Origin of the sequence: Pseudomonas anatoliensis (assembly GCF_017976235.1) — a bacterium.
Lineage (GTDB): Bacteria > Pseudomonadota > Gammaproteobacteria > Pseudomonadales > Pseudomonadaceae > Aquipseudomonas > Aquipseudomonas anatoliensis.
The window spans coordinates 166,883-182,971 of the sequence record NZ_JACVHC010000009.1; the positions used below are offsets into that span (position 1 = coordinate 166,883).

The following is a 16,089-nucleotide window of genomic DNA, read 5'->3' on the forward strand; positions in this document are numbered from 1 at the left end:
ATGAAACGACATCTAGTCTTGGGAACGCTGGTGTTGGTCGGTCTGGGCGGCTATGCCTCGGATTTGTTCGCCGATGATCAGGAGGCCCTGAAAGCCTTCGGCACGGTGCAGAAGGTATTCCAGAGCCCGCGCTGCCAGAACTGCCACATTCCCGGCGATTCGCCGCTGCAATTCGACGCCGGTATCCCTCATGCGATGAACGTGGTGCGTGGTATGGACGGCAAGGGCGCCGCCGGTCTGCCCTGTGCCACTTGTCATGCCGAAAACAATCCACCGGCCAGTTACGGCCCCCATGCACCTCCGGGAGCGCCGCACTGGAGCCTGCCGCCAGCGGCGCACAAAATGGCCTGGATCGGCCTGCCGCCAGACAAACTCTGCGCGATGATCAAGGATCGTTCGAGCAACGGCGACCGCGACTTCGCCGCACTGCTCAAACACGTCAGCGAGGACAAACTGGTGCTCTGGGGCTGGAACCCCGGCGCAGGGCGCGCGCCAGTGCCGGTGCCGCACGACATATTCGTCAACCAGTTCAAGCTCTGGGCCGATGCTGGAGGGCCATGTCCGGTGGTGGGTGGTTGATTGAGTGAGTCCGGGTAGATTTAGCGCTACTCTTAGGAACATTGATGCCAATGGAGTGTGTGATGCTGGTTCCCGGAAAACCTGCCAACGAAGAGGCGCGCATCCAGGCGCTGCGTGGCCTCAATCTTCTCGATTCGGCTCCCGAAGAGCGTTTCGACCGACTCACGCGGTTGGCCAAACGCCTGTTCAATGTGCCGATCGCGCTGGTGACACTGGTGGACAAAGACCGTCAGTGGTTCAAATCCTGCGTCGGGCTCGATGCCACGCAAACATCGCGGGATGTCTCGTTCTGTGGTCACGCGATCCTCAGTGACGACCTGCTGCTGGTGCGTGATGCCCGCGAGGATGAGCGCTTTCATGACAATCCATTGGTGATCGGCGAGCCGAACATTCGTTTTTACGCCGGCTATCCGCTGACCGTGCCCACGGGCAACAAACTTGGCACATTGTGCCTGATCGACACCAGACCCCGTGATCTCGACGAAGAGGAGCGTGCACTGCTGCGTGACCTGGCCGAAATGGCCGAGCAAGAGCTGACGGCGGTGCAGATGGCGAGCATGGACGAGCTGACGCTGCTGTCCAACCGTCGCGGCTTCAAGCAGCTGGCCCAGCATGCACTGGACGCCTGCGCACGGCTGAAACGGCCGGCAACGCTGCTGTTTTTTGACCTCAATGACTTCAAGCAGATCAACGATCTGTACGGCCATGCCGAGGGCGACAGTGCACTCAAGACCTTCGCCGATGTGCTACGCATCGCCTTTCGCGAGAGCGACGTGGTCGGGCGCTTGGGCGGCGATGAATTTGTCGCGCTGCTGACCGGCTCCAGCCATATCGAAACCACAGCGGTCATGGCACGCCTGAAGGAAATACTCGAAGAGCGTAACGCCACGCTGCACCGCGGCTACGCCATCCGCTTCAGCGTCGGCCAGATCGAATACGACCCGAAGCGCCATGAAACCGTGGATCGGTTACTGGCTGATGCGGATGGGGCGATGTATGCGCATAAGCAGGCGTTGAAGGGTAGTTGAATCGGAAACAGCCACGAGCAGGCTTGCATTCACGTAATTGCCTGCTCGGATATTGCGTGCAAAGGGGTTACGCATACCGATGGACTAAGAAAGTCGATGTGAAAGCCTGATGAACCGTCACCGATCGCTAGATGAACGCCGTTGATACCTTCATTCATTTGGGAATTTATTTTGTAGTCAATGTCTGGCGCAATAGCTTCATTCACTCCGATGGCAAACTCCGTCAATTTCAGGCCACGAATGCCGGCAGCAAGATCAAGGAGTTTTATTTGTTCCTCGTCGTTTGTCTTGAATGAAATTATCGTGTTGTCTTGTATCGATAGAAGTGCACCCTCTTGAGCGATGCGATCACTCAGCCATCTAAGTGAGGATTTCAAGCCCGCTGGTAATGTTGGGTTTGGCTTTCTGAGTACCGTCAATATTCCTGCGACTCTTAATGTGCCGGTAAAAGAAAATGGGCTGGGTTCTTCAGGGTGCATATGTGCGTAGTGGACTTCAAAGAACTCCGCAACGGACTGAACAAAATTGCCAGATATATCTTCCGGCAGCAGCGCGTAAGGTTTTGCGTGAGAGTGAATCGAAACTGAGGCTGTGGCGTTATTACCAGACAGGGAGAATTCCTGGTTGGAGTTCAACATGCTCAGCACCGATCGTTGCATCAAGAGGGAATGTTCAAAATTGCTGCGGAGCAGAAGTTTGAGACTGTAGATTACCGCAGTCACGGTGGGCTCGAACACTTGAGTCGCGCAGAAAATACTCTTTTTGCTATCTGTGACTTTTGCGATTTCAAACATCGCTCTTGCAGCTCGGTTGCTAAATGAAAAAACGATTGTGTTTTTGGGTAGTTTCGTCAGCTCAAAAATGTTAGCCGTTTTGAAACCCAGGAGTGCACATTCTGTAAGAAAAACATCCGAGTCGGCGATGATTGAAAATCCCTCATGGCCGAAGAGTGTCGATATCATGTTTGAGGTTGACATGGAACTCTCCTGATGGACAGGCGCGCGGCGTGAGTGTCGCCACGCGCTATTTTTGTTTAATCTTCAGAGTTGGCCCAAGCGAGTGGGGCCCATCCGAAATTTTCAGGTCCAGAAGTAATTCGCTTGAGTTTTTCGTTGATGGTTATTTCGATGCTCATTTGATTTTCCTTTTTTAGTTTTTGTTTTTTACTCCCGGAACTGCTAGGGAGGGATGAATTAGTACCTGAGTTTTTTGACGTGTTAAATGGTTCATTTGATTTTTTTAAGAATAATTTTATCTATCTGTTTTGTCGGTGGCGTGTTTTAGTTATTTGTCTGGGTTCTGGCTGTAGTACCGATCTGAAAATTGAATATCAGTGGTTTTTGTTGTTGTGAGGGGTGAGTGTTTTGTAGTTAGGTCTATTTATGGTTTTTGGGTTTATATAAAACTTGGTCGGAGGGAAGCACAGTGCACGTATCAAAGAAATACCTGACAGAAGCATCTGTTCACGAGGCTTTGCTGTTGGACGATTTAACTGAAAAAAGCAATCCTGACCACGCTGTACGGCTATTGCTCGATGAAGTTCTTCTGGGGCTTGCCGAAAATGGCTGGCCTCAAGCCCAGTTGCAAGTGGGACCACGGATCGTCTCCGCTGAAGAAAATTACGGATTACTTGGATACGACCCGAAAGAGATCACGCTGGGTAGTGAACACACTCGATGGGTCGATGAACACTTCCTCTTGCGAACCCAAACCACGAGTCAGATCCCCAAGGCGCTTCAATTAGCCGCTCAGGTTCGACAACTGGGGCAGACGATCTTGTTGGCTGCGCCGGGAATAACGTTCAGGCGTGATAGCCGGGATCGCTGGCATTGTGCGGAGCCTCATCAAATGGATATCTGGGTATTGGGCGATCCAGAACTGGCATCACATGAAAATTTATTGCGTCTGATCGGCGATATTCTCAAAGTTGCTGCTCCCGAAAAACCCTGGATTTACAGCGATAGCCCACATCACTACACCGAGGGTGGAATCGAAGTGAACGTTCTCATGGACGGTACGCCGGTGGAGGTCATTGAGTGCGGCCTTATAGCGAAGTCTTTGCTGGAGCGTTTGAATATTGACCCGCTGCGACATGGCGGGCTGGCGCTTGGGATGGGGCTGGATCGCCTCACGATGTTACGAAAAGGAATTCCTGATATTCGCTTGTTGCGCGATCAGAACGTGCGCGTGCAGGCGCAAATGCATGATCTGAGTCCATGGACTTCGGTATCGCGCCTGCCTTCAATTGCACGGGATATATCATTGGCGATAACGCCAGGCCTTAGTGAGGAAGTGCTGACTGAAAGGATGTTGCGGGCGGCGGGGGATTGCGCTGACTGGATTGAAGAGATGCAGATAAAGGGACGTTGGCCGTATGCGGATTTTCCAGTCCAAGCCATTGAACGGCTCGGCCTGCTGCCGGGGCAGGAAAATGTGCTTTTGCATGTGGTTTTGCGCGATTGTTCGCGATCAATCACTACCGCCGAGGCGAATGCCTTGTACGCCGAAATTCAGGCGGCAATGCATGAGGGCGCCCCCGGTGCAGGATACAAAATGGATCTGTCCAAGGCGTGACATGTACTGACCACAACCGATACACCACGGACCATGTAGGTGTGAGCCTGCTCGCGATGACTCAGTGTCAGGTGGCAAGGATTCAAAAAGTGCCACCGCCATCGCGCGTAAGCCCACTCCCGCAAGGGCTATGGTGTACTCGGATTTCAAGCATTCCAGAAGATTCTGCATGAGTGAAATTTCATCACTCCGACGGACTCAACGCCTGATAAAACGCCATCCACGTCGAGTGGCAGGTTTCGGTGTCCTTAAGATCGACGGCGGTCATTGCACGTTCCAGCGCCGCGGCTTCGTGCACTTTGTACAACTGGTTGACTGCGGCTTGGGCGATGGCGTTGACCTTGGCGGATGAAAAGGTGTCGGGGACCGTTACGGGCTGTCGTGCGAATGGCGCTCCCTCGACGGTGAGGCGTTCAATCCTGACCTTGCTGCTTGCCGGGTTCTTGGGGCGAGTTCCTCGCAGGTATGCGTCCCCGTCGATTGCCAGTGAAGGCGGTGCCGCGCTGTCGGCTGTTGGCGTCAACAATCTCCAGTCGATATCCCTGCGCAACTGAACCTGCGAGTGTCGGACGAAGACTTCGAAGACCCGGGGCGTGTAGTCGCGTAGCAGCGCGATTATGGCGAACGGCCCCGTGTCGTTCCTCGGTTTGACTGCCGCGCCTGGCTGCGGCACCGGACTCAGTGCAAACAGCTCCAGTGTGGAATCTTCGATATCAATCCGTTGTTGCAAAGGTAGCTCGCAAAACGCCTCCTTGATCAAGGCCAGGCTGGCTTTTTTCATTTGAGCCAAGCGGTTGGTGAGGACGAAAGAGAACTGCTCGCAGACCTTCTTCAATCTGGAAAACTGCGGCGTCATTGTTTCCAGATTCAATTGGGCAAGCCTGGAGTTCCAGCCCGTCATGTCGGGCATCAGTCGGTTGGCCATGTGCAGATCCACCAGGGAATATTGCGGCGGATCGGTTTGCGGTACCGCGATTGCGTCGGTCCAGACCAGCACCTTGTCTTCGAGGTGACGGTGATTGGGGAAAATGCTGCGCAGGTCAGCCAATGCCACCGTATAGGGAGTGGGAAAGACCGGGTGAAAACCGTCACGGCACAGTTGGTCCAGCTGTTGAGTGTGCGCGCGGAAGGCCGTGCCGGCCTTTTCCAGCGTGGACGAATCGTAGGTGCTGACATCAAGGTCGGGCTCTGACCGGATCAAGCCTCTGGCGATGGCCCATTCGACCAGCACCAAAGTGCACGCGTGCCCGGCCCGAAAGGTCTGGAATTGAGGGGGTGGATGTTTGGCCAGAGTCATCAGTTGTTCGAATGTGAGCACCCGCGCCAGTCCCGCTTTTAACTGTTCGACGTACAACACCATCTGTTTGAGCATGACCCAACGGCACGAACTCATGTAGCCGACGGACTGGGGAATATCCCGAACCAGAAACTCTGGCGCTATGCCCGATAGCATCAGGTGTGTGGCCAGTACTTTGTTTCTGACTTGCGTCAGGTCGGGTTGACCGTCGATAAAGCGGCGTACTTCGCTGAAACTCTCGCCCCAGAAAAAGCGGTCGTTCAAGGGTTGGCCAATGACCTGTCGGGTGTGTTTTCCCATACTCGGGTCGAGACTCAATATCAGGGCAGCAAGGACCAGGCGTTCGCGGTTTATCGCGTCGAGTGCCTTTGCCATGTCAGTCAATCTGAATTTGCTCAACAATTGGTTGCCAAGATCCTGAGCCCGGGGCGCGCTCAGGATCTGGTTGAACAGGTAATCCGCTTTCGCGCGCAGAGCGGATCGGGGCAGGTCGGTTGCAATGCCTTCGTTCAAATAATCGATCAGCGGGGCTGAGCCTGATGGAAGAAACGCTGCAGTGGTGTCGATGATGAGCTGGCGTTCCTGCGAGGTGAACTGTTCAGTTTCATTTCCGGGAGGGCCCAACAGATACCAGTGGTCCATGTGCACCGGATGCAGTATCAGAAGGGTTTTTTCCCACTGCGCGGTGGTGCGGGCGGCGCCGACGTTTTCAGGTACGTCCATTTCGTAGTAGCGCATCATCTGTACCAGGCTGACTTTACCGTTGGTACGTATCTCTCCTCCTGCATCGCCCGCCAGGGTTTTTAGCTGCTCAAGCAACACTTTCAGTCCCGCGTGTCGCTCGACTTGCCGCTTCAGGGCAATCCACTTGTGGTTGTTGTCAGCGGTGCCTACCCGACCTGATTCGGTCACAAGCAATTGACTGTCCGGCGGGAGGTTTTTGCCTTTGAGAATCGCCTGAAAGGCCGGATTGGACCTGAACTTCAGCAGTGACTCCATGTGCCTCGCCACCAGTCGGCCCAACGTCGATGCAGGTTCCGGTCTGCTGAACTCCTCCAGACTGATCGCCTGGGTGCTGTCCTTGTTCCAGCTCAGCGCCTCCAGGCGCCCGATGATGTACTGACAGTTCTCGATGTCAGCAAACGCTTCCTGGTAGTGCCTGATGAGCAGATTGGTCTGCACGTAGCCACTGACAAAGGGGGGGAGTGGCCATTTTGCCTGGCGCAACTGCAGGATCAGCTCGCGGGTGTCCTTGGCATTGGCCGGCAGTTTGAAGCCATAGCGCGTTATGACGTAGCCGAGGTTGAGTTCAGACTCTGTCTTGGCAATTAAAGAGTCGGAGGTCAGCGATACCGACGTTGCGGCAATGCGAAACTGAACGAAAGGCTGTTTGCGCTCGTCTGCGGTCTGCAGGGCCTGCTCCAGTTCTGCCGCGATGGCGCGATAATCTTCAAGCTGTGCGGTGCGCTCTTTGATCACCGCAGACGTCGTGTAGCCGTCGTTGTTGATCGGGGCAATTGCGCTGGTTTTCAGCTCATTGACAATCACCTGCGCCTGCTGGGTGTTTTGCGGTTCTGGATAGCCGTAGAACGCCAGCACCAGCCGGCGCGGAAAACGGGAGTGCGGGTTGGCGGATTTACCGCCGATACAGGGCAGGCCGATCCCCGCCGGATCGATTCGTTGCGAAATCGACAACAGGACCGGCGCCATTTGCCACCAGCCGGAATCATCTTCCAGGGTGAATATCCTGAGGGTGGGCGTCGTTAGCGACGCAGTCAGGGCCTGCAATGTCTCGCCTTTGGGGCTGAACGTGTCGAGGTTGAGGTCGAACTGGCTGGCCCAATAGAGAAAATCCGGACGCTGCAGAGCGGTCCAGTAGAGTTCGGTCCACTCGCGCAACAGGCAGCCGCGCGGAATCTCAAGGGTGCGCGAGGGCTCCGTGGCATTGGCGACGGGCACTGCGGTCAATTCGTCGATCAGGCATTGGATCAATGCCTGATCGCCCTGGTCGGCAGCTGGATCTGATTCGGTTTCGTCCATCAGTGTTCTCCTATAGGCGGTTGAAAACCGCTGAGCGCCGATTGTCGAACGACGGGGAGAATCTCCGGTGGTACATAGTTATTGCCCGTGCGCGACTTTTGCGCAGGCGAAAAAAAACCGCCTCGAAAGGCGGTTTTTTTCTACATCGAGATTACTCTTCGATGTTGCCCATGGCGGTGGTGTTGAAGCCGCCGTCCACGTACATGATTTCACCGCTGATGCCCGACGCCAGGTCAGAGCACAGGAACGCGCCGGCGTTGCCGACTTCGTCGATGGTGACGTTGCGACGCAGTGGGGTTTGCGCTTCGTTGGCGGCCAGCATCTTGCGGAAGTTCTTGATGCCGGAAGCGGCCAGCGTACGGATCGGGCCAGCCGATACGCAGTTGACGCGGGTGCCGTCCGGGCCCAGGGAACCGGCCAGGTAACGTACGCCAGCTTCCAGCGAAGCCTTGGCCATGCCCATCACGTTGTAGTTAGGCATGGTGCGCTCGGCGCCCAGGTACGACAGGGTCAGCAGGCTGCCGTTGCGGCCTTTCATCATTTCGCGGCCGGCTTTGGCCAGGGCCACGAAGCTGTAGGCGCTGATGTCGTGAGCGATGCGGAAACCGTCACGGGTGGTGGCTTCGGTGAAGTCGCCGTCCAGTTGGTCGCCCGGGGCGAAGCCAACGGAGTGCACGATGCAGTCCAGCCCGTCCCACTTCTTGCTCAGTGCTTCGAAGACCTTGGCGATTTCTTCATCGCTGGCCACGTCGCACGGGAAGCACAGCTCAGGGCTCGAACCCCAGCCTTGGGCGAATTCTTCAACACGACCTTTCAGTTTGTCGTTCTGATAAGTGAAGGCAAGCTCAGCGCCCTCGCGATGCATGGCGGCAGCGATGCCGGATGCGATGGACAGCTTGCTGGCGACACCGACGATCAGTACGCGCTTACCGGCGAGAAAACCCATGTGTTGCTCCTCTTTCAGGTTATTGCGCAGTGGCTGGTGCCAAAAAAGCGGCTTCCAGCAACTGCTGTGTATACGGATGTTCAGGGGCGGCAAAGATTGCTTGCGCGTCTCCCTGTTCGACCACTTGGCCATGCTTGACCACCATCAACTGGTGGCTCAGCGCTTTGACGACAGCCAGATCATGGCTGATGAACAAATACGTCAGGTTGTACTTGGCTTGCAGTGAACGCAACAGCTCCACCACTTGCCGCTGCACCGTCCGGTCGAGCGCCGACGTCGGCTCGTCCAGCAGGATCAGCGCCGGTTTGAGCACTAACGCTCGAGCAATGGCGATACGTTGCCGTTGCCCACCGGAAAATTCGTGGGGGTAGCGGTGCCGGGTTTCCGGATCCAGACCTACCTCCTTCAATGCCGCAATAATTGCCGCTTCCTGTTCGGCGGCAGTGCCCATCTTGTGAATCCGCAGGCCTTCACCAACGATGTCGCTGACGCACATCCGCGGGCTCAGACTGCCGAACGGGTCTTGAAACACCACCTGCATCTCCCGGCGCAACGGGCGAATCTCGTTCTGCGTCAGGCAGTCTAGCTGCTTGCCTTCAAAACGGATCGCGCCTTTGCTGCCGATCAGCCGCAAAATCGCCAGACCCAGCGTGGATTTACCGGAACCGCTTTCGCCCACAATCCCCAAAGTCTGACCTTGAGGCAGGCTGAAATTGATGCCGTCCACTGCCTTGACGTAATCCACCGTGCGTTTGAGCAGGCCTTTCTTGATCGGGAACCAGACTTTCAGGTCCTCGACCTCAAGCAGCGGCGCCCCGATTTTATTGGTCGCCGGGCCTCCGCTGGGCTCCGCGCCGAGCAATTCCCGAGTGTACGGATGCTGCGGCGAACGGAACAGCTCTGCGCACGATGCCTGTTCGACGATGCAACCGCGCTGCATGACACATACACGATGCGCAATTCTTCGCACCAGGTTCAAATCATGACTGATCAGTAGCAACGACATGCCCAATCGAGCCTGAAGTTCCTTGAGCAAATCGAGGATTTTCAGCTGAACGGTCACGTCCAGCGCCGTGGTCGGCTCATCTGCGATCAACAGTTCCGGCTCGTTGGCCAAGGCCATCGCGATCATCACCCGCTGGCGCTGGCCGCCGGACAGTTCGTGGGGCAGGGCCTTGAGGCGCTTGTGCGGCTCGGGGATGCCGACCATCTCCAAAAGCTCCAGCGTGCGCTTGGTCGCGACTTTGCCGGTCAGGCCCTTGTGGATGCCGAGCACCTCGTTGATCTGCTTCTCGATCGAGTGCAGCGGATTGAGCGAGGTCATCGGCTCTTGAAAAATCATCGCGATGCGGTTGCCGCGGATGTGGCGGATGGTTTTCTCGCTCAGGTTCAGCAGGTTTTGCCCGGCGTAATTGATGCTGCCGGCCGGATGCCGCGCCATCGGGTAGGGCAGCAAACGCAGGATGGAGTGGGCGGTCACCGATTTGCCGGAGCCGGATTCGCCAACCAGCGCCAGGGTTTCGCCGCGTTTGATGTCGAAGCTCACGCCCTCGACCACCCGGTGCAGGCGCTCGCCGAAACCGAATTCGACGGCGAGGTCGCGCACTTCGATCAGATTGTCCTGATTCATTTCACTTCCTCGGGTCGAAGGCATCGCGAGCGGACTCGCCGATAAACACCAGCAAACTCAACATCAGCGCCAGCACCGCAAACGCACTCATGCCCAACCACGGCGCTTGCAGGTTGGATTTACCCTGAGCCACCAGCTCGCCCAGCGACGGGCTGCCGGCCGGCAAGCCGAAACCGAGGAAGTCCAGCGCGGTGAGGGTGCCGATGGCGCCAGTGAGGATGAACGGCATGAAGGTCATGGTCGACACCATGGCGTTGGGCAGAATGTGGCGGAACATGATCGCCCCGTTCTGCATGCCCAGCGCCCGCGCTGCGCGCACATATTCGAGGTTACGGCCACGGAGGAACTCGGCACGCACCACATCAACCAGACTCATCCACGAAAACAGCAACATGATCCCCAGCAGCCACCAGAAATTCGGCTGGACGAAACTGGCCAGAATGATCAACAGGTAGAGCACCGGCAAACCTGACCAGATCTCAAGAAAACGCTGTCCGGCCAAGTCGACCCAACCACCATAGAAGCCCTGCAAGGCCCCGGCGATCACGCCGATGATCGAACTCAGAATGGTCAGCGTCAGGGCAAACAGTACCGAAACGCGGAAGCCGTAAATCACCCGCGCCAGCACATCGCGACCTTGATCATCGGTGCCCAGCAGGTTGTCCGCCGACGGCGGGGCAGGGGCCGGGACTTTCAGGTCGTAGTTGATGCTCTGATAGTTGTACGGAATCGGCGCCCACAGCACCCACGCATCCTTGGCCTTGAGCAGTTCGCGGATGTACGGGCTCTTGTAGTTGGCCTCCAGCGGAAATTCGCCGCCGAAGGTGGTTTCCGGGTAGCGCTTGATCGCCGGGAAGTACCAGTTGTTGTCGTAGTGCACCGCCAGCGGCTTGTCGTTCGCGATCAATTCGGCGCCCAGGCTTAGCCCGAAAAGGATCAGAAACAGCCACAGCGACCACCAGCCGCGCTTGTTGGCCTTGAACAGTTCGAAGCGGCGGCGGTTGAGAGGGGACAGGTTCATCTCAATGCTCCCGGCTTTCGAAGTCGATACGCGGATCGACCAGGGTGTAGGTGAGGTCGCCGATCAGTTTCACCACCAGCCCCAGCAGGGTGAAGATGAACAGGGTGCCGAACACCACCGGGTAATCGCGGTTGATCGCTGCTTCGAAACTCATCAGACCGAGGCCGTCGAGCGAGAAGATTACCTCGACCAACAACGAGCCGGTGAAGAAGATACCGATGAATGCCGACGGAAAACCGGCGATCACCAGCAGCATGGCGTTGCGGAAGACATGGCCGTAGAGCACGCGATGGCGGGTCAGCCCCTTGGCCTTGGCGGTGACCACGTACTGCTTGTTGATCTCGTCGAGGAAGCTGTTTTTGGTTAGCAGGGTCATCGTCGCGAAATTGCCGATCACCAATGCTGTCACCGGCAGCGCCAGGTGCCAGAAGTAATCGAGGACCTTGCCGCTCATGCTCAGTTCGTCAAAGTTGTTCGAGGTCAGCCCCCGTAACGGAAACCAGTCCAGATAACTGCCGCCGGCAAACACCACGATCAGCAGGATCGCGAAGAGGAACGCCGGGATCGCGTAGCCGACGATGATTGCCGAACTGGTCCAGACATCGAAGTGACTGCCATGCCGCGTGGCTTTGGCGATCCCCAGCGGGATCGACACCAGGTACATGATCAGCGTGCTCCACAGCCCCAGCGAGATCGATACCGGCAGCTTTTCCTTGATCAGGTCGATGACCTTGGCGTCGCGGAAGAAGCTGTCGCCAAAATCCAGCGAGGCGTAGTTCTTGACCATGATCCACAGACGTTCCGGGGCCGATTTGTCGAACCCGTACATGTGCTCGATTTCCTTGATCAGCGCCGGGTCCAGGCCTTGCGCGCCGCGATAGGCGGAACCGGCCACCGACACTTCGGCACCGCCGCCGGCGATGCGACTGGTGGCGCCTTCGAAGCCTTCGAGCTTGGCGATCATCTGTTCCACCGGCCCGCCGGGCGCAGCCTGAATGATCACGAAGTTGATCAGCAAAATGCCGAACAGGGTCGGGATGATCAGCAACAGTCGCCGAAAAATATACGCCAGCATCTGATTACTCCGTGCCCGCAGGGTCGGCTTGCAGTTTGGTTTCGACTTCTATTGCCGGTTTTGCGTCAGGTTTGACCCACCAGGTATTTATCCCGATGTCGTACTTGGGCGAGACTTTCGGGTGGCCGATGTGGTTCCAGTACGCGACGCGCCAGGTCTTGATGTGCCAGTTGGGGATCACGTAATAGCCCCACTGCAACACGCGGTCGAGCGCGCGGGCATGGGCCACGAGACTTTTGCGCGTATCGGCGTTGATCAGGTTTTCGACCAGTTGATCGACGATCGGGTCTTTCAAGCCCATGGTGTTGCGGCTGCTCGGCTTGTCAGCGGCGGCACTCATCCAGAATTCGCGCTGCTCGTTACCCGGCGAATTGGACTGCGGGAAACTGCCGACAATCATGTCGAAGTCCCGCGAACGCACGCGATTGATGTACTGCGAGACATCGACACGGCGGATCACCAGATCAATGCCGAGGTCGCTGAGGTTGCGCTTGAGCGGCAGCAGCACGCGTTCGAAGTCGGTCTGCGTCAGCAGAAATTCGATGACCACCGGTTTGCCATTAGCGTCGACCATTTTGTCGTCGACGATCTTCCAGCCGGCCTCTTGCAGCAGTTGATAGGCCTCGCGTTGCTGTGTGCGAATCATGCCGCTGGCGTCGGTCTTCGGATTCTCGAAGGCTTCGCTGAACACCTGCGCCGGCAGTTTGCTGCGGAAGGGCTCGAGGATCGCCCGCTCATCGGCGTCAGGCAGGCCGGTGGCGGCCATTTCCGAGTTCTCGAAATAGCTGCGGGTGCGCGCATAAGCGCCGTTGAACAGTTGCTTGTTGGTCCATTCGAAATCGAACAGCAGGCTCAAGGCCCGTCGCACGCGCATGTCCTGGAACACCGGGCGACGCAAGTTGTAAATGAAGCCCTGCATGCCGGTCGGGTTGCCGTTGGCGATCTGTTCCTTGATCAACCGACCCTCGGTGACGGCCGGGATGTTGTAGGCGTTGGCCCAACTCTTGGCGGTCATTTCCAGCCAGAAATCGAATTGGCCGGCCTTCAGCGCTTCGAGGGCGACGGTGTTGTCGCGGTAGTAATCAGTGGTCATCGTGTCGAAGTTGTAGAAACCGCGATTGACCGGAAGGTCCTTGCCCCAGTAATCCTTGACCCGCTCGTAGCGCACCGAGCGCCCGGCTTTTACTTCGGTGACTTTGTAGGGGCCGCTGCCGAGCGGAATTTCGAGGTTGCCCTTGTTGAAGTCACGGCTGGCCCACCAGTGTTTCGGCAGCACCGGCAGTTGGCCGAGGATCAGCGGCAGTTCGCGGTTGTTGGCGTGCTTGAATTTGAACAGTACTTTCAACGGGTCTTCTGCGATGACTTCGGCAACGTCATTGTAGTAGCCGCGAAACAGCGGTGAGCCTTCCTTGGTCAGCGTCTCGAAACTGAACACGACGTCGTCGGCGCGTACCGGGTGGCCGTCGTTGAAACGCGCTTCGGGGCGCAGGTAAAAACGCACCCAACTGTTGTCCGGGGCCTTTTCGATCTTGCCGGCGATCAGACCGTATTCGGTGAACGGCTCGTCGAGGCTGTGCTTGGTCAGGGTGTCGTAGATCTGGCCGATGTCATCGGCAGGCACGCCTTTGCTGATGAACGGGTTGAGGCTGTCGAAGCCGCCGGACCCGGCCTGGCGAAAGGTTCCGCCCTTGGGCGCGTCGGGATTCACATAGTCGAAATGCTTGAAATCGGCCGGGTATTTCGGCGGCTCGTTGTACAGGGTCACGGCGTGTTGCGGGGCGGCAAATGCCAGCCCGGCGAACAGCAAGCCGCTGGCCTGCACGAGCAGGGCGCGGATCGGTTTCATTGATCTTTCTCCGAAGACTTCAGCCACCACGCGCTCAGGCCCAGCGTATAGGGCGGCGTGGTGACAAAGGCCAACCGGTTGCGGTAGGCCAGGCGATGATAATTGAGGTACCAGTTGGGAATGATGTAGTGCTGCCAGAGCAGTACGCGGTCGAGGGCCTTGCCGGCGGCGACCTGCTCGTCGCGGGTGCGCGCCGCAAGCAATTGTTCGAGCAGGTGATCGACCACCGGATTGGCGATGCCCGCGTAATTCTTGCTGCCCTTGATTCCGACCTGGCTGGAATGGAAGTACTGCCATTGCTCAAGGCCCGGGCTGAGGGTCTGGTTGAGCGTCATCAGGATCATGTCGAAGTCGAATTGATCGAGGCGTTGTTTGTACTGGGCGCGATCCACGGTGCGCAGGCGCGCGTCGATACCGATGCTTTTGAGGTTCTCGATGTACGGCTGGAGGAGGCGTTCCAGGTTCGGATTGACCAGCAACAGCTCGAAGCGAAATGGCTGGCCAGCGGCGTTTTGCAGGCGTTGGCCATTGAGCTTCCAGCCAGCCTCGCCGAGCAACGCCAGAGCCTTGCGCATGGTGTCCCGAGGGACGCCGCGCCCGTCGGTCTGCGGCAGGGTGAACGGCTCGGTAAACAGCTTGGCCGGCAGTTGCTCCTTGTACGGCTTGAGCATCAGCCATTCGTGCCCGACCGGCAGGCCGCTGGCGGAAAACTCGCTGTTGGGGTAGTAACTGGTGGTGCGCTTGTACGCATTGCTGAACAGCGCGCGGTTGGTCCACTCGAAGTCGAACATCAGGCCCAGCGCTTCGCGAACTTTGGTGTCAGCAAAGGTCGCTCGCCGGGTGTTCATGAACAGGCCCTGACTCTGGGTCGGGATCTGATGCGCGATCTGCGCCTTGATCACCTCGCCACGGCGCACGGCCGGGAAGTTGTAGCCGTTGGCCCAGTTCTTCGCCTGATGCTCGATGTAGATGTCGAACTCGCCGGCCTTGAAGGCTTCGAAGGCGACGTCGCTGTCGCGGTAGAACTCGACTTGCATGCGATCGAAATTGTACTTGCCGCGATTGACCGCCAGGTCCTTGCCCCAGTAATCCTTGACCCGCTCGAAAATCAACTGACGCCCCGGCGTCACCGAAGTGATGCGGTACGGGCCGCTGCCCAGCGGCGGTTCGAAGGTGGTGGCCTTGAAATCGCGGTCTTTCCAGTAGTGTTGCGGCAGCACTGGCAGCTCGCCCAGGCGCAGGATCAACAGCGGATTGCCCGAGCGCTTCATCACGAAACGAATGCGCTGCTTGTTGAGGATGTCGACCCGCAACACTTCCTGCAGCGCGGTGCGATACAGCGGATGACCTTCCTTGAGCAGCAACCGGTAGGAGAACGCGACGTCGTAGGCGGTGATGGGGGTCCCGTCGTGGAAGCGTGCTTCCGGGCGCAGATTGAACACTACCCAGCTGCGATCTTCGCTGTACTCCACCGATTGCGCGATCAAGCCGTAGCTGGATGCCGGTTCGTCACCGGATGGCGAATACTGGCCGGTGCCGACCATCAACGGTTCGTTCAGCTCGTTGATGCCGTACTGAAGGAAATTCCCTGTGGAAACCGGGCTGGTGCCTTTGAAGGTGTACGGATTGACCGTATCGAAGGTGCCGAACGCCATTACCCGCAACGTACCGCCCTTGGGCGCTTGCGGGTTGACCCAGTCGAAGTGGGTAAATCTGGCCGGGTACTTGAGCGTGCCGAACTGCGCATAACCGTGACTTTCGGTAATCGTCGCGCTTGCGGATGAGCTCAAGGCCAGGCTGATCAGGAGCAGGAGGAGGGGACGCTTCAAGTCAGATCTGATCCAGGCGGCTTGGGCTTTGTGGGCCGTACAGTAACAGCTTGTCTGGGCAGGAAAAAGATAGCGGGTTAATGCGGGGTTAATCGTAGCTCCCTGAGTAGTCTTTTTCCCCTGTGGCGAGGGGATTCATCCCCGTTGGACTGCGCAGCAGGCCTGCCTTTTGGGGATCAAAAGAGGGGCCGCTGCGCGCCCCAGCGGGGATAAATCCCCTCGCC

11 protein-coding genes are annotated in these 16,089 nt (G+C 57.6%); 3 read left to right on the forward strand and 8 right to left on the reverse strand.

Annotated elements, in window-relative coordinates; all coding sequences use genetic code 11:
- Positions 1–579, forward strand: coding sequence for a hypothetical protein (locus tag ICA16_RS26055; RefSeq protein ID WP_210701954.1), 579 nt, complete (start codon positions 1–3; stop codon positions 577–579).
- A 62-nt stretch (positions 580–641) separates the two neighbouring features.
- Positions 642–1,607, forward strand: a complete 966-nt coding sequence (locus ICA16_RS26060) for a GGDEF domain-containing protein (RefSeq protein ID WP_210555169.1) — start codon at positions 642–644, stop codon at positions 1,605–1,607.
- 29 nt (positions 1,608–1,636) lie between these two features.
- Here ICA16_RS26060 and ICA16_RS26065 read toward each other — a convergent pair whose 3' ends face one another.
- Positions 1,637–2,584 (reverse strand): CgnE/CgnB domain-containing protein, encoded by a 948-nt coding sequence (locus ICA16_RS26065; RefSeq protein ID WP_210701955.1) that lies wholly within the window; start codon positions 2,582–2,584, stop codon positions 1,637–1,639.
- A gap of 448 nt (positions 2,585–3,032) precedes the next feature.
- Between ICA16_RS26065 and srmL the strand changes: the two genes are divergently transcribed.
- Positions 3,033–4,181: a PheS-related mystery ligase SrmL gene (srmL, locus tag ICA16_RS26070; RefSeq protein WP_210701956.1), complete on the forward strand. Its 1,149-nt coding sequence runs from the start codon at positions 3,033–3,035 to the stop codon at positions 4,179–4,181.
- Between the two features lie 184 nt (positions 4,182–4,365).
- Here srmL and ICA16_RS26075 read toward each other — a convergent pair whose 3' ends face one another.
- The 7 genes from ICA16_RS26075 to ICA16_RS26105 form a co-directional block, all read right to left on the reverse strand.
- The gene (locus ICA16_RS26075; RefSeq protein ID WP_210701957.1) at positions 4,366–7,518 is read right to left on the reverse strand and encodes a hypothetical protein; all 3,153 of its coding nucleotides are present in this window, start codon (positions 7,516–7,518) and stop codon (positions 4,366–4,368) included.
- A 151-nt stretch (positions 7,519–7,669) separates the two neighbouring features.
- A complete protein-coding gene (fabI, locus tag ICA16_RS26080; protein WP_007910591.1) occupies positions 7,670–8,464 on the reverse strand; it encodes an enoyl-ACP reductase FabI in 795 nt (264 codons plus the stop codon).
- A gap of 19 nt (positions 8,465–8,483) precedes the next feature.
- Positions 8,484–10,094: an ABC transporter ATP-binding protein gene (locus ICA16_RS26085; RefSeq protein WP_150618183.1), complete on the reverse strand. Its 1,611-nt coding sequence runs from the start codon at positions 10,092–10,094 to the stop codon at positions 8,484–8,486.
- A gap of 1 nt (position 10,095) precedes the next feature.
- Complete coding sequence (locus ICA16_RS26090) at positions 10,096–11,115, reverse strand: ABC transporter permease (RefSeq protein WP_150605136.1); 1,020 nt, start codon at positions 11,113–11,115, stop codon at positions 10,096–10,098.
- Between the two features lies 1 nt (position 11,116).
- A complete protein-coding gene (locus tag ICA16_RS26095; RefSeq protein WP_210701958.1) occupies positions 11,117–12,190 on the reverse strand; it encodes a microcin C ABC transporter permease YejB in 1,074 nt (357 codons plus the stop codon).
- A 4-nt stretch (positions 12,191–12,194) separates the two neighbouring features.
- Positions 12,195–14,036, reverse strand: a complete 1,842-nt coding sequence (locus tag ICA16_RS26100; protein ID WP_210701959.1) for an extracellular solute-binding protein — start codon at positions 14,034–14,036, stop codon at positions 12,195–12,197.
- Complete coding sequence (locus ICA16_RS26105; protein ID WP_210701960.1) at positions 14,033–15,865, reverse strand: extracellular solute-binding protein; 1,833 nt, start codon at positions 15,863–15,865, stop codon at positions 14,033–14,035. The genes ICA16_RS26100 and ICA16_RS26105 overlap by 4 nt, the downstream gene beginning before the upstream one ends.
- Between the last annotated feature and the right edge of the window lie 224 nt (positions 15,866–16,089).